This is a genomic window from uncultured Sulfitobacter sp., assembly GCF_964021855.1.
In the GTDB taxonomy this organism is placed as follows: Bacteria; Pseudomonadota; Alphaproteobacteria; order Rhodobacterales; family Rhodobacteraceae; genus Sulfitobacter.
The window spans coordinates 666260-680439 of record NZ_CAXHZD010000002.1; the positions used below are offsets into that span (position 1 = coordinate 666260).

At 58.9% G+C, this 14180-nt stretch carries 13 protein-coding genes; 5 read left to right on the plus strand and 8 right to left on the minus strand.

What is annotated here, in order from left to right; all coding sequences use genetic code 11:
• Position 1 precedes the first annotated feature (1 nt).
• Positions 2–1024, minus strand: coding sequence for a ketol-acid reductoisomerase (gene ilvC / locus AADJ11_RS09525; RefSeq protein WP_219578063.1), 1023 nt, complete (start codon positions 1022–1024; stop codon positions 2–4).
• A gap of 135 nt (positions 1025–1159) precedes the next feature.
• On the opposite strand from ilvC, the gene AADJ11_RS09530 reads away from it, so the two are divergent.
• Genes AADJ11_RS09530 through AADJ11_RS09540 form a run of 3 tightly spaced genes read left to right on the plus strand, consistent with a single transcriptional unit; the run spans position 1160 to position 3250 of the window.
• Positions 1160–1615: an Lrp/AsnC family transcriptional regulator gene (locus AADJ11_RS09530; protein ID WP_341234276.1), complete on the plus strand. Its 456-nt coding sequence runs from the start codon at positions 1160–1162 to the stop codon at positions 1613–1615.
• Positions 1612–2073: an Lrp/AsnC family transcriptional regulator gene (locus AADJ11_RS09535; protein WP_341234277.1), complete on the plus strand. Its 462-nt coding sequence runs from the start codon at positions 1612–1614 to the stop codon at positions 2071–2073. The genes AADJ11_RS09530 and AADJ11_RS09535 overlap by 4 nt, the downstream gene beginning before the upstream one ends.
• Before the next feature lie 49 nt (positions 2074–2122).
• Positions 2123–3250 (plus strand): aminotransferase class V-fold PLP-dependent enzyme, encoded by a 1128-nt coding sequence (locus AADJ11_RS09540; protein ID WP_341234278.1) that lies wholly within the window; start codon positions 2123–2125, stop codon positions 3248–3250.
• Between the two features lie 22 nt (positions 3251–3272).
• Here AADJ11_RS09540 and AADJ11_RS09545 read toward each other — a convergent pair whose 3' ends face one another.
• Together AADJ11_RS09545 and AADJ11_RS09550 are read right to left on the minus strand one after the other, a co-directional pair.
• Complete coding sequence (locus tag AADJ11_RS09545; protein WP_341234279.1) at positions 3273–4475, minus strand: UbiH/UbiF family hydroxylase; 1203 nt, start codon at positions 4473–4475, stop codon at positions 3273–3275.
• A 9-nt stretch (positions 4476–4484) separates the two neighbouring features.
• The gene (locus AADJ11_RS09550; protein WP_341234280.1) at positions 4485–5132 is read right to left on the minus strand and encodes a pyrimidine 5'-nucleotidase; all 648 of its coding nucleotides are present in this window, start codon (positions 5130–5132) and stop codon (positions 4485–4487) included.
• A gap of 100 nt (positions 5133–5232) precedes the next feature.
• Here AADJ11_RS09550 and AADJ11_RS09555 point away from each other — a divergent pair, with 100 nt between their 5' ends.
• A complete protein-coding gene (locus AADJ11_RS09555) occupies positions 5233–5886 on the plus strand; it encodes a GntR family transcriptional regulator (protein WP_341234281.1) in 654 nt (217 codons plus the stop codon).
• On the opposite strand, the gene AADJ11_RS09560 is transcribed toward AADJ11_RS09555, so the two are convergent.
• The gene (locus AADJ11_RS09560; RefSeq protein WP_341234282.1) at positions 5883–7796 is read right to left on the minus strand and encodes a glycosyltransferase family 2 protein; all 1914 of its coding nucleotides are present in this window, start codon (positions 7794–7796) and stop codon (positions 5883–5885) included. The two genes, AADJ11_RS09555 and AADJ11_RS09560, sit on opposite strands and share 4 nt — an antisense overlap.
• Positions 7797–7868: 72 nt before the next feature.
• Complete coding sequence (carA, locus tag AADJ11_RS09565; protein WP_341234283.1) at positions 7869–9038, minus strand: glutamine-hydrolyzing carbamoyl-phosphate synthase small subunit; 1170 nt, start codon at positions 9036–9038, stop codon at positions 7869–7871.
• A gap of 196 nt (positions 9039–9234) precedes the next feature.
• Between carA and AADJ11_RS09570 the strand changes: the two genes are divergently transcribed.
• Positions 9235–9693 (plus strand): GatB/YqeY domain-containing protein, encoded by a 459-nt coding sequence (locus tag AADJ11_RS09570; RefSeq protein ID WP_341234284.1) that lies wholly within the window; start codon positions 9235–9237, stop codon positions 9691–9693.
• Here the strand turns inward: AADJ11_RS09570 and AADJ11_RS09575 are convergent.
• The 3 genes from AADJ11_RS09575 to AADJ11_RS09585 all read right to left on the minus strand — a co-directional run bounded on the left by AADJ11_RS09575 (position 9690) and on the right by AADJ11_RS09585 (position 14117).
• Entirely contained in the window at positions 9690–10175 is a 486-nt protein-coding gene (locus AADJ11_RS09575; RefSeq protein ID WP_341234285.1) for a DUF2244 domain-containing protein, read from the minus strand. The two genes, AADJ11_RS09570 and AADJ11_RS09575, sit on opposite strands and share 4 nt — an antisense overlap.
• A gap of 118 nt (positions 10176–10293) precedes the next feature.
• On the minus strand, positions 10294–10671 hold the full coding sequence (locus AADJ11_RS09580; protein ID WP_341234286.1) for a VOC family protein: 378 nt from the start codon (positions 10669–10671) through the stop codon (positions 10294–10296).
• A 5-nt stretch (positions 10672–10676) separates the two neighbouring features.
• On the minus strand, positions 10677–14117 hold the full coding sequence (locus tag AADJ11_RS09585; protein WP_341234287.1) for a pyruvate carboxylase: 3441 nt from the start codon (positions 14115–14117) through the stop codon (positions 10677–10679).
• Between the last annotated feature and the right edge of the window lie 63 nt (positions 14118–14180).

A 14180-nucleotide genomic window follows, 5' to 3' on the forward strand; every position in this document is an offset into this window, starting at 1 on the left:
TTTAGTTCTTGGCTTTGTCGACCATTTTGCCTGCGGAGATCCACGGCATCATGTCGCGCAGTTTGCCACCGACGATTTCGATCTGGTGTTCGTCGTTGGAGCGACGCGATGCTTTGAGTGTGGGCTGGCCCACTGTGTTCTCAAGCATGAAGTCGCGCACGAATTTACCGGACTGGATGTCGCTGAGAACATCCTTCATGCGGGCTTTGGTTTCGGCGTATGGCAGGATGCGCGGGCCGGAAACGTATTGGCCATACTCGGCTGTGTTAGAGATGGAGTAATCCATGTTGGCGATGCCGCCTTCATAGATCAGGTCAACGATCAGCTTGGTTTCGTGCAGGCATTCGAAATAGGCCATTTCGGGCTCGTAGCCTGCTTCGACCAGTGTTTCAAAGCCCATGCGGATCAGTTCAACGATACCGCCGCACAGAACGGCCTGTTCGCCGAACAGGTCGGTTTCGCATTCTTCGCGGAAGTTGGTTTCGATGATGCCGGAGCGACCGCCACCGATGGCGGAGCAATAGGACAGACCGATTTCCAGCGCTTTGCCGGAGGCGTCTTTGTCCACGGCGACAAGGCACGGCACGCCGCCGCCTTTGGAATATTCGCCGCGCACGGTGTGACCGGGGCCTTTTGGTGCCATCATGATCACGTCAACGCCGGGTTTTGGTTCGATCAGGCCGAAGTGGACGTTCAAGCCGTGGGCGAATGCGATGGCGGAGCCTTCGCGGATGTTGTCGTGCACGTATTTTTTGTAGGTTTCAGCCTGCAATTCGTCGGGCATGGTGAACATGATGACGTCGGCCCAAGCGGCGGCTTCGGCGATGCCCATTGTTTTCAGGCCTTCGCCTTCGGCTTTGGCGATCGAGGCAGAGCCTTCGCGCAGAGCAACGACGAGGTTTTTCGCGCCGGAATCGCGCAGGTTCAGGGCGTGGGCGTGGCCTTGGGAGCCGTAGCCGAGGATGGCGACTTTTTTATCCTTGATCAGGTTAACGTCGCAGTCACGGTCATAATAAACGCGCATTGGGGCGTCCTTTCGGGTTCGTTGAAATCTGAATGTATTATAGCTGATGGATCGGGTGGTGCCATTGTCGGATTATGAGTTTATTTGGCAAAATGAAGATGGTAATGCGTGGTTTAGTAAGAATATGGAAAAATCATGCTTGATGATGAGGATCGGCGCATTTTGCGTCATTGGCAGGGCGATGCAGGGCTAAGCCCGGGCGAGTTGGCAGATCGGGTTGGGTTAAGCCCCGGCAAGGTCGCGCGGCGCATTGTGCGCATGCAAGAGGCTGGGATTGTCGAGGGTGTGGGCATGATCGTGGATTGGCCCGCCCTTGGCTATACCGTCGAAGTGTCATTGCGGATCACGCTGGATAAGACGCAAGGCAATGCGTTTGATGTGTTTCTGGTCGCGGCGCGGAAGGTATCAGAAGTGATCGAAATCCAGACGTTTTTGGGGCGCGTTGATGTGCGGCTGTCGATTATCGCCCGTGACATGGCCCATTATCAGGCGATTTACCGCGGCAAGATCCTGACCCTGCCGCATATCGCTGATATCGAGGCGTTGATGCATGTGGCGCGGATCAAATCGGACGAGGCGCTGCCGTTATGATTACGCTGGACGAGATTGATCATCACCTGATCCGGTCACTGGCGCGCGACGCGACGCAAAGTGCCGGGGCCTTGGGGCGGCATTTGGGGTTGTCGCAGCCGGCCACATGGCGGCGGATCAAACGGCTAGAGGATGCAGGTATCTTGCGCGGCAAGCGATTGCGGCTGAACCGCGAGGCGTTGGGTTTTGGCGTGACGGTGTTTTTGGGCGTCAAACTGGCCACCAAAGGGCGTGTGAGCCTTGAGGATTTCGAGCGTGCGGTCAGCGCGATCCCGGAGGTGCAGACGGTCGAGCATGTTTTAGGGCTTTATGATTACCGGTTGCGGGTTGTTGCGCGGGATTTGGCGGATTTTGAACGGGTCTTGCGGCGGCGGATTATGACCTTGCCGGGGGCAGGGGCGGTCGAGGCCAATGTGCTGCTGAGCGAAGAACGTCTTGCGGGGCCATTGGGCCTATAACTTTGGCAGGCGGCGCTGTATCTTGCGCCCAAAGGAAAAGGAGACCCCCATGCCAGCTTTGCTGAATACTGTTGACCCGCAAGGGCTTGAAGAATTCTCGGTCGTCTTTACCGACCGGTCGTTGAACCACATGTCGGCGGCGTTTCAAGGCGTGATGCGCGACATCAGCGCCATGCTGAAAGAGGTGTATAACGCCGATGCCGTGGCGATTGTGCCCGGTGGTGGGACGTTCGGGATGGAGGCCGTGGCCCGCCAGTTCGCCCGCAATGCCGAGGTGGTTGTCGTGCGCAACGGCTGGTTTTCCTACCGTTGGAGCCAGATCATCGAAAGCGGTGATCTGACCGGAAACACCACCGTTCTCAAGGCGCGGATGCAAGGTAACAGCACGCCTGCGCCCTTTGCGCCATGCCCGATTGATGACGTGGTCGATACGATCCGGACCCAAAAGCCGCAGGTGGTATTCGCGCCCCATGTAGAGACCAGCGCGGGCGTGATCCTGCCGGATGACTATATCACGCAGATGGCGGATGCTGCCCATGAAGTTGGCGCGTTGATGGTGCTGGATTGTATCGCGTCGGGCTGTGCTTGGGTTGATATGAAGGCGCTTGGCGTGGATGTGTTGATCTCGGCCCCGCAAAAGGGGTGGAGCGCGTCGCCCTCTGCCGGATTGGTGATGATGTCGGAGCGTGCCGTGGCACTGCTGGCCGAAACCAAATCGGACAGCTTTTCGCTCGATCTGGGTAAATGGCATAGCATCATGAAAGCCTATGAAGACGGCGGGCATGCCTATCATTCGACCATGCCCACCGATGCGCTGCGCGGTTTCCGCGACACCATGAAGGAAACCCAAGCCTATGGGTTTGCACGGCTGAAAGAAGCCCAGTGGCGTTTGGGCGAAGGGGTGCGCAAGATGCTGGCCGATCGCGGTGTGGTGTCGGTTGCCGCTGAAGGGTTTGGCGCGCCGGGCGTTGTGGTCAGTTATACCACGGACCCGTCGGTGCAAAACGGCAAGGCGTTCGCCGCCGAGGGGATGCAGATTGCCGCAGGCGTGCCGCTGATGTGCGACGAGCCCGATAATTTCCAGACATTCCGCTTGGGGCTGTTCGGCTTGGACAAGCTGTATGATGTGGATGCGACCTTGGCGCGTTTGGCACGCGTGGTCGATAAGGTTCTATAAAATCGGGGCGTTGCGGCGGGGCTTACCCTTGCCGCATGCCCAACCCCATCTCCATCAACATTTTGCGCACCGGGGCCATGGCGTATAGTGCATTCAGCCCTGTCGCGCGGGCATCGCGTGCAATCGGCGCGCTGGCCTGACTGGCGCGGTTCAGCAGATCAATGCCCCTCACCCGCAGCATAATGTCGGCAAAGCGCGCCTTGTGATAGGCATCCAGCATTTTCTGGCTACCCAGATCGGCTGGGTTTGCCTGCGCCAGTTCAAGCAGGGTCGCGACGTCTTGCAACGACATGTTCAGCCCCTGCGCGCCAATCGGGGGCATGACATGGGCCGCTTCTGCGATCAGGGCGATGCGTTCGCCGGACAGACGCGCGGCATGTTGGGTGATGATCGGCCAAACGTTGCGTGCGGTGGCCAACGTCAGCGGGCCGAACAAGTGACAGCTGCGCAGGGTGGCTTCGTCTGAAAATGCATCCGCATCCAGCGCCATGCGCCGCTTGCATTCAGCGGCGCTGTCCATCCAGACCACGGCAGAACAGGGCATCCCGTCACGGTCGGGCAGGGGCACCAAGGTGAACGGCCCGCCAGTGCGGTGGATTTCCGTCGATACATTGTCGTGAGGCACGGGATGCGTGACCGCGAAGACGACCGCGCTTTGTCCATAGCCGGAAGTGGTCACATCGATGCCCGCCGCCTCGCGCATGGGGCTGTTGCGGCCATCTGCGGCAATCACCAAAGGGGTTGTAATGCGGCTGCCGTCGCTAAGGCCGACGCGGGCCTCAGCGGTGCGGGTGAACAGGGATGTGGTGCCGGTGCCGGGGCGAAAATCGACGTTGGGCAGATCGGCCAACCGTTCAAGAAGCGCGCGGCGCAGCAGCCAGTTCGGGAAATTCCACCCGAAAGGCTGATCCGAAATCTCGGCCGCGTTGAATTCGCGGGTGACGCGGGGCTCCGCTTCGGCACCGCCTGCGTCGACAATCCGCATGATCTGCAAGGGCGCGGCGTGGTCCGCAAGATGGGTCCAGATGCCAGCGGCCTCAAGCACGCGGCGGGCCGGCTGCAGCATCGCGGTGGAGCGTAGATCGGCCCCGTCGGCATCGCCATCGGTGATCGGCGGGGTGGGATCAACGCAGATCACCTTGAAACCGGCGCTGCCAAAAGCCGCTGCCGCCGTTAGCCCGGCGATGCCGCCGCCCGAAATCAGAATGTCACAATCCATGGTCATCCCCGAAAGCTAGCCCGTGATCCGCCCAAGAAAAGTGCTTAGATCATCGGTGTGGAAATGAATGTGGTCCGCGGCCTCAGGCTCTGGGGCGACATGGACCGTGCCCATGCCCATGGCATGCGGTTCCGCCAGATTGCGCGGGTCATCCTCGAACATCACGGCCTTGGTGGTGTCCAGTTTGTCTGTGGTGAAAACATGCTCGAACGCGGCGCGTTCGGGTTTGGGCAAAAACTGAGCATGTTCAACGCCATAGATGGCATCAAATACCCCGTCCAAACCGCGCGCCGCGACCACGCGTTCGGCATAGGGCGCGGTGCCGTTGGTGAAAATAATGCGCCGACCGGGCAGGGCGCGGATGCGGTCGGCCAACAACGGGTCGGGCATCAGCGCGTCAAATGAAATATCGTGCACGTCGTGCAGATAGGGGCCGGGGTCCACGCCATGTTCACGCATTAACCCGGCCAGCGTGGTGCCGTAGCTGTGCCAGTAATGTTTGCGCAGATAATTGGCGCGGGCATGGTCCACATCAAGGGCGTTCATCACCCAACTGGTCATCCGCTGTTCGATCTGGTCAAACAGGCGGGCCGAGGGCGGGTAAAGCGTGTTATCAAGGTCAAAGACCCATGTATCCACGTGAGAAAAAGCGTGCTTTGGCATATGCCCTAGCTACGCTTCGTCGCAGCCATGCGCAAGATCGCGGGCTTGCGCAAATGGACGCGGGGGATAGAGTGCACCCAACCAAAATGAAAGTGACCCGATGAGCGCGCCCAGACCCGGACCGACAGATGCCTATGCCATGATCCTAGAGGCGATCGATTTGGGCACCTACAGGCCGGGGGATCGTTTGGTGGAAAGCGAGTTGGCGGAACGGTTCGGTGTCTCGCGCACGCCCATTCGCGAGGCATTACAACGGCTTGAGACACAATCATTGCTGGCACGCGATGGTCGCAGCCTGATCGTGGCATCGCTGGATCATAACCAAACGGCGGAATTGTATGTCGTGCGCGGAGAGCTGGAGGGGCTGGCCGCGCGGCTAGCAGCACGCCATGCCACCGTCGAAGAAGTTCGCGTGCTGCGCGATATGGTCGAGGCGGATAATGACCTGCGCGATGATCCGGCGGCATTGGCGCGGGCAAACCGACGGTTTCACAAACAAATTCATCTGGCGTCGCACAATAGATATTTGGTGCAGCAATTGGATTTGGTGCACCGATCCATGGCGTTGATGGCGACATCATCCCTCGCGGTCGAGGGGCGCGGTCACATCGCGCAGGCAGAGCATGACAAAATCGTGCGTATGATCGAACAGCGCGATGAGGATGGTGCGGACGAAGCGCTGCGTTTGCATATCTCGGTCGCCTTCACGACCCGCCTCAAGCAAGAGGCAGCGCGGCGCGAAGAAGAAGGTTAACCGGTGGGGGCAGGGCTTGCGAGCTTGGTCTTTTCGTCCGTTTTATGGGGTACGCCGTGTTCGGTTTTGTCCCAATAAAACGGGTGAAAGATGAATTCGTACAAGGCCTTATAAGCCGCGAATGTTCCTAGTATGAAATAAAACGGCAAACTGAACGACCAAGGTATCAAATGCCTGTGTTCTTTGCCGCGTACCGCGCAAAGCGCGATTGAGATGTTTATAAGCTCGGCAAAGATAAAGTAATAGAACAACCCCAAAAGCATTGGCGTGCCAAGGACGGTTTCGACCGGATGGGATAGGCCAATCAAGGTGACGCAAAGTGTCCATAACAGCGGCGCGCAGAGGAATTGGCTGACCGTTGCCAAGAACAGGATCTGCAGGCCGAGAAAACGCAGAAACCCCACCTGTTTGATCAGCTTGAGCGGTTGCCGCATGTGCACGCACCACGTGGTCAAAAACCCCTTGAGCCAGCGGGAGCGTTGTTTGACCCAAGGCCAAGCGCGAAAATTCGCCTCTTCATAGGTGACGGTGGGCAAAAGGTCGGTTTTGTAGCCGTGCCGGGCGAGCCTGACGCCCAAATCGGCGTCTTCGGTCACGTTATGGGCGTCCCAAGCGCGCAGTTCCTCAAGCGCGGTGCGGCGGAAAAAAAGCGTCGTCCCACCCAAAGGGACGATAAACCCAAGCCGCGCAATGCTGGGCAGAACAACCCGCCACCACGCGGCATATTCGATGGTAAAGCAGCGCGAAATCCAATTGGTGCGCGCGTTGTAATAGTCCAGCATTCCCTGAACACAGACGACATTCTTGGGCGCGTTGGCAAAATGGCTCACGACACGGTCAATTTGATCTACTTCGGGTGCGTCCTCGGCATCCCAAACGCCAATAATGCTGCCTTTGCAAAAGTCCAAAGCATAGTTCATCGCGCGGGGTTTTGTGCGCAGATTATTCGCCTGCGGCACCTCGATCACGTCAAACCAGACGGGCAGTGTGGTGCGCGCAATGGTGTCGCGGGTCATATCATCGCCTTCCTCAAGCACCAGCACGATCTGGAGCAGCGATTTGGGATAGGTCAGTTTTACAAGCCGCGTGATCAACGCCCCGGCGATTTCCTTTTCACGGAATAGGGGCACCAGCACGGACACATGGGGATGAAAATTACGACCCGGTTCGTGTGCCGGCGGGGGGCGCGGCGGAATTTTTTGCAAGAAGACATGGGTGAACAGGGCGACTGTGCGCAACGATACTATCATCACGCTGCTGCACAGGGCCCACAACAGGATCAGGGTAAAGCCCCAAGCCGGTTCCAACACCAACACGATGGCCATTAACGCGAGAATACCCATGGCCCATGCGCGCCGGCTTTTGGCATCTGCACGCCAGGTGCGGCAGCTTTCAATCGGGGGCACACGAATGGCCGCACGTTGGGCAAGCTCGGTACCGTAAAGCGCTGTAATGCTTTCGGAAATTTGTCTTTTGTCGGCGACCACTGGCAGCAGGCTAACCCCCGCACGGGTCAGCGATGGGGCGATGTTTTCAAATTGATCGGGATTGCTGATGGCGACCATGATCGTGTCGCCCAAGGATCGCCACGGCACGATGCCGTATATCAGACAGTCATGGGGATCCAGATGCTGCGCCATGGCGGGTTTTGGCGGGTCAACGGCTAGATCAATATGTTGCAGGTTATGTTGCGCGGCCAGCGCGGCGCATAGCTGTGCAGGGGAAATGGCACCGCTTGCAATCAGGCATTCGCCCAAAGGCACGTTCAGCCGTTCCTGATCTTGCAGGGCGCGCATAAGATCGGCCTGATCAATCGCGCCTGAGTTCACCAGTATCCGGCCCAACGGCAGCTGCGCTTGGGCAGGTGCCGCCGGTTCGGGCGTGGTAAATTGCAGATGTAGATCGCTCAACCGCGAATCCCCCTAGATACAAGGGGTCAGGATGCAGCGGGTAGGCTTAATCAGCCCTTAACAGCAGATAAACTAGGCGGTCTGAAGGTCGCGTTCGGCCATCGCAGCGGCAAAACGTTCAAACAGATAAAAGCTGTCTTGGGGGCCGGGGCTTGCCTCGGGGTGGTGCTGGACAGACCAGACAGGGCGGCCTTCCATGCGGATACCGCAGTTCGATCCGTCAAACAGCGACCGATGGGTTTCGACAACGCCATTTGGCAGCGACTGCGCATCAACCGCAAAGCCGTGGTTCATCGACGTAATCTCGACCTTGCCGGTTTCCATGTCTTTAACAGGATGGTTGGCACCGTGATGGCCGTGGCTCATCTTGGTGGTTTCGCCGCCCAGAGCGAGCGCAAGCATCTGGTGGCCAAGGCAAATCCCGAACACTGGCAGATCGGTTTTCGCAATGACTTCCTTGATCATCGGGACGGCATACACGCCTGTTGCCGCCGGATCACCGGGGCCATTGGACAGAAATACGCCATCGGGATTATGGGCCATCACGTCTTCATATGTGGCGGATGCAGGCAACACAGTCACGTCGCAGCCAGCCGAGGCGAGACAGCGCAGGATGTTACGCTTGGCACCATAGTCCACGGCAACAACCTTGTATTTTGCCTCGGTTTGCGGGGCATACCCGTCGGGCCAAGCCCACCGCATCTCGTTCCAGCGGTACGACTGGGCGCAGGTCACGTCTTTGGCCAGATCGGCACCTTCAAGGCCTGCAAAGCCGCGGGCCGCTGCGACCAATGCTTCGATGTCGAAATTGCCGTCAGGGTCATGGGCTAGGGCGGCATGGGGTGCGCCTTGCTGACGGATGGCGCGGGTCAGGCGGCGGGTATCGATACCGCCGATTGCGATACGGTCCCGGCTGGCCAGCCATTCGGATAGCGGCTGAACCGAGCGCCAGCTGCTGGGGTCGGTCGGCATCCACTTAACAACCATGCCCGCCGCGACCGGATCACCGGTTTCGTCGTCTTCGGGATTGGTGCCGGTGTTGCCGATATGGGGGAAGGTAAAGGTGACAATCTGCCCAGCATAGGACGGATCGGTCATGATTTCCTGATAGCCGGTCATGGCGGTGTTAAAACACAGCTCTGCCACGGTTTGCCCGGTTGCACCAAACCCCATGCCGTAGAAAATCGATCCGTCCGCAAGTGCTAGGCAGGCGGTCGGGCGGGTGGATACTGGCGCAGTCATGGGAGGGGCCTCCGAAGGCAGATAGGTGGGGCTAAACGGGTGCAATCTAAAGCCGTGGGCGGGCCGGGTCAATACCATGCGAAAAATGATATATCGTTTTAAAACAGTGGCTTACCTGAGGTCTGAACCATTGCCTGTTTTGTGGGAATTGTCTATGTTGGGCAGCTTACACCGCATTGGTCGAAGGACGATAGCAATGGAACTGCGCACACGCATCACGGACGCGATGAGACAGGCGATGAAAGACAAGGCCGCCGACCGGCTGTCTACGTTGCGTTTGATCAACGCTGCCATCAAGGACAAAGACATCGCTGCGCGCGCAGATGGTGGGGATGACGGTGTCGGCGACCCTGAGGTTCTGGCGATCCTTGGCAAGATGGCCAAACAGCGGATGGAATCGGTGCGCGCCTATGAGGAAGGGGGTCGTTTGGACCTTGCTGACCGCGAGCGCGAAGAAATTGCGATCATCGAAGAATTCCTGCCCCGTCAGTTGTCCGAGGAAGAAAGCGCCAAAGCTGTGGATGATGCCATTGCCGAAGTTGGCGCAACTTCGATCCGTGACATGGGTAAGGTGATCGGCCTGCTTAAGGGCAAATACACCGGCCAGATGGATTTCGGCGCTGTTGGCCCCAAGGTCAAAGACCGCCTGAGCTAAGCCCGCAGCAGCGCGCGGTTCAGTTCGTCAAACAGGGCGATCCGCTCTTCCTCGCTTAGGAATTTGCCGATCTCGACCTCACGCCCCTTGCCGCGCAGGGTGACATAATGGGGCACGGGGCCGTCTTTCTCGTATTTCGTGACAACCGTCCAATAGCGGTTGCAGTCCCATTCTTTGACATCGCCCTTTGGCGTGGTGTGGGTCAGGTGAACCGTGTCGTCGGTGAGGGTAAACACCTCCTCGATCTGGCGGGATTTATGGTTGCCTTGCAGGGCGAAATACATGCCCGCCACCGCCGCCAGCACAAAGGGTAGCAAGCCCCATAGCAGCGCTGTGCCCAGCAAGGGCAGCGTCGGGATCAGGATCAGCGTAAATGTCACCAGAATGAACGCGGCAAACCCTTTGGGCGGCAGTGACTGGTGCGGCCAAAGCCGCAATTCCTGCCGGTGGGCCGTTGGCGCAGTTTTCCATTCATAGGGCATGGGGCGGGTCCGGTTAGCCTGTGGTACATTCCTAATTTAGGGCAGATCGGGCACCAAACAATGCGACAGATTGCATCTGACCGGTCGGGAAGGGGTGTGGACCACTTCCAAGCAATGTTCAGCGCGGTTCGATCAGATCCCAGCGGTTGCCAAAAGCGTCGCGAAAGACGGCAACGGTACCATAAGGCTCATGGCGAGGCGTTTCTTCGAAGACCACTCCAGCGGCCAAAAGGCGCGCGTGGTCACCGGCGAAGTCTTGGGTTTCCAGAAACAGCCAGACGCGACCGCCACCTTGGTTGCCGATGGCCGCCCGTTGCGCAGCGTCCCCCGGCTGGGCCAGGATAAACCCCGTGTCGCCACCTGGTGGGGTGACGCGGACCCAGCGTTTGTGGCCTTGGTCCTCGTCTTGGGTCAGCTCAAACCCCATAACACCACAGTAGAATGCGATGCCTTCGTCATAGCTGGGAACGATCAGAGTGAGGGCGGAGAGGCGCATGGCACCTACTCCAACTCTACCAGCAGATCCTTGGCGTCGATCTGGCCGCCGGGGGTGACATGCACCGCTTTGACGACGGCATCACGTTCGGCGTGGATGCCGGTTTCCATCTTCATCGCTTCGATGGTCAGCAGCAAATCGCCCGCTTTAACGTGCTGCCCCACGACTGCCCCGACCGAAGCTACAACCCCGGGCATTGGTGCGCCGATGTGGTTGGGGTTGCCGGTTTCGGCCTTGGGCCGCTGTGCCGTGGTTGCTTTGACCAGACGGTTTGGCACACGCACGACGCGGGGCTGGCCGTTCAGTTCAAAGAACACTTTGACCTCGCCATCCTCGTTGGTTTCGCTCAGCGCTTGCAGGCGGATTTCTAGCGTTTTGCCGGGGTCGATTTCGGCGGTAATTTCCTCGCCCGGTTCCATGCCGTAAAAGAACGTGCGCGTGGGCAGGACCCGCACGGGGCCATAGGTGCGGTGGCGGCCCATGTAATCAAGGAACACCTTGGGATACATCAGATAGCCCGACAGATCGTCGTCTTCGATATCGACCCCTTCAAGCTGTTTTTTCAGGTCGGCGCGGGTTGCCTCAAGATCGGTGGGGGGCAGATGCGCGCCGGGGCGGTCGGTGTTGGGTTTCTCGCCCTTCAGGATCTTGTCGACGATGCTGGCAGGGAACCCACCCGGAGGTTGGCCCAGATTGCCGCGCATCATGTCGATGACACTATCAGGAAAGGACATTTCCGCATCGGGGTCTTCGACTTGGTCACGGGTCAACCCTTGGGACACCATCATCAGCGCCATGTCGCCCACAACCTTCGACGATGGCGTGACCTTAACAATATCGCCAAACATCTGGTTCACGTCAGCATAGGTCTTGGCGACCTCGGGCCAGCGGTCATCCAGCCCCATCGACGCGGCCTGCGCCTTGAGGTTGGTGAACTGGCCACCGGGCATTTCGTGCAGGTACACTTCGGAGGACGGTGCCTGCATACCGGTCTCGAATGCCGCGTATTCGCCGCGGACTTCTTCCCAATAGTTTGAAATCTCGCGCACTGCGCCCATCGACAGGCCAGTGTCGCGGTCGGTGTGCTTCAGCGCCTCGACAACAGAACCCAGCGTGGCCTGAGATGTATTCCCCGACAGCGCGTCCATCGCGCAATCGACAGCATCAACGCCCGCCTCGGACGCTGCCATGATCGTGGCGATGGCAACGCCAGCCGTGTCGTGGGTGTGGAAGTGGATCGGCAGGCCAACCTCGGATTTCAGCGCCTTTATTAGTACTTTGGCCGCGTTCGGTTTCAACACGCCGGCCATGTCTTTAAGACCCAAGACATGGGCACCGGCGGCTTTGAGCTCTTTGGCCATAGAGACATAATATTTCAGGTCGTATTTGGAGCGATCCGGGTCAAAGATGTCGCCGGTATAGCACACCGTGCCTTCGCAGATTTTGCCGTTATCAATCACGGCATCCATGGCCACGCGCATGTTCTCAACCCAGTTCAGGCTGTCAAAAACGCGGAAGACATCCACGCCTTCGGTCGCGGCGACGCGCACGAATTCTTGCACCACATTGTCAGGGTAGTTGGTGTATCCGACGCCGTTCGATCCGCGCAGCAGCATTTGCGTCATGACGTTCGGGATTGCGGCGCGCAGGTCGCGCAGACGCTGCCACGGGCATTCTTGCAAGAAACGATAAGCCACATCAAAGGTCGCACCGCCCCAGCATTCCATTGAGAAAAGCGTTGGCAGATTGGCCGCATAGGCAGGGGCCACCTTGATCATGTCATGGCTGCGCATCCGGGTCGCCAGCAACGACTGATGCCCATCGCGCATGGTGGTGTCAGTGATCAGCAATTGCCGCTGCTGGCCCATCCAATCGGCAACGGCTTGTGGGCCTTTTTGCTCTAGCAGGTTGCGGGTGCCCATCTGCGGCTCGGCATTTGGCGCGGGGGGCATGGGGGCACGCACGGTGGCGGCGGGGCGTTCAAAGCCCTTGGTTTCAGGATGCCCGTTCACGGTGATGTCGCCAATATAGGTCAGTACCTTGGTCGCGCGGTCGCGGCGCTTTTTAAAGGTGAAGAGCTCCGGCGTCTGGTCGATGAATTTGGTGTGGTAGGTGTTGTTGAGGAACGTCGGGTGCTTCAGCAGGTTCTCGACAAAGGCGATGTTGGTGCTGACGCCACGGATACGGAATTCGCGCAGGGCGCGGTCCATGCGGGCGATGGCCTGTTCGGGCGTTTGCGCCTTGGCGGTAACCTTGACCAGCAAACTGTCATAATAACGCGTGATCACGCCGCCGGAATAGGCGGTGCCGCCGTCCAGACGGATACCCATGCCGGTTGCCTCGCGAAAGGCGGTGATGCGGCCATAATCGGGAATAAAGTTGTTTTGCGGGTCTTCTGTCGTGATCCGCGTTTGCAGCGCGTGGCCGTTCAATTGCACATCCGCTTGGCTGGCTTTGCCCGTCGCTTCGGCGATGGTTTTGCCTTCGGCAATCAGGATTTGTGCCTGCACGATGTCGATACCGGTGACTTCTTCGGTGACGGTGTGTTCGACCTGAACGCGGGGATTTACCTCGATAAAGTAGAATTTGCCGTCATCCATATCCATCAGGAATTCGACCGTACCCGCACATTCGTAATTCACATGGGCGCAGATTTTGCGCCCCAATTCGCAAATCTCGGCGCGCTGTTCTTCGGTCAGATAGGGGGCAGGGGCGCGTTCAACGACCTTTTGATTGCGGCGCTGCACGGAGCAATCGCGCTCAAACAGGTGGTAAATCTCGCCGTGTTTATCGCCCAGAATTTGCACCTCGACGTGGCGGGCCTTGAGGATCATCTTTTCCAGATAGCCCTCGCCATTGCCAAAGGCGGCTTCGGCCTCGCGGCGGCCTTCAAGGACTTTTTCCTCAAGCTCTGCCTCGGAATTGATCGGCCGCATGCCGCGCCCGCCGCCGCCCCAAGACGCCTTGAGCATTAGGGGATAGCCCACTTCGGCCGCTTGTTTGCGCACCAGATCCATGTCGTCGCCCAAGACTTCGGTGGCGGGGATAACGGGCACGCCCGCCTCGACCGCGACGCGGCGCGCGCTGGCCTTGTCGCCAAGGGCGCGCATGGTTTCAGCGCGTGGCCCGATAAAGGTGATGCCGTTTTGTTCGCAGGCGTCCACGAAATCAGGGTTTTCTGACAGCAGACCATATCCCGGATGGATCGCATCCGCACCGCAGGCTTTGGCGACGCGAATAATTTCATCAATGCTCAGGTATGCCGCCACGGGTCCCAACCCTGCGCCAATCCGGTACGCTTCGTCAGCCTTGAAACGGTGAAGCCCAAGTTTGTCTTCCTCGGCAAAGACGGCAACTGTCTTTTTACCCATCTCATTTGCCGCGCGCATGATGCGAATGGCAATTTCACCACGGTTAGCAATCAGAATTTTTTTGAAGTCGGTCATCGGGCCTCGCCTTGGTTACGCTGACTGGGGCGCGGCCGGAGGGGCCGGGCCCGGGTTGGTTTT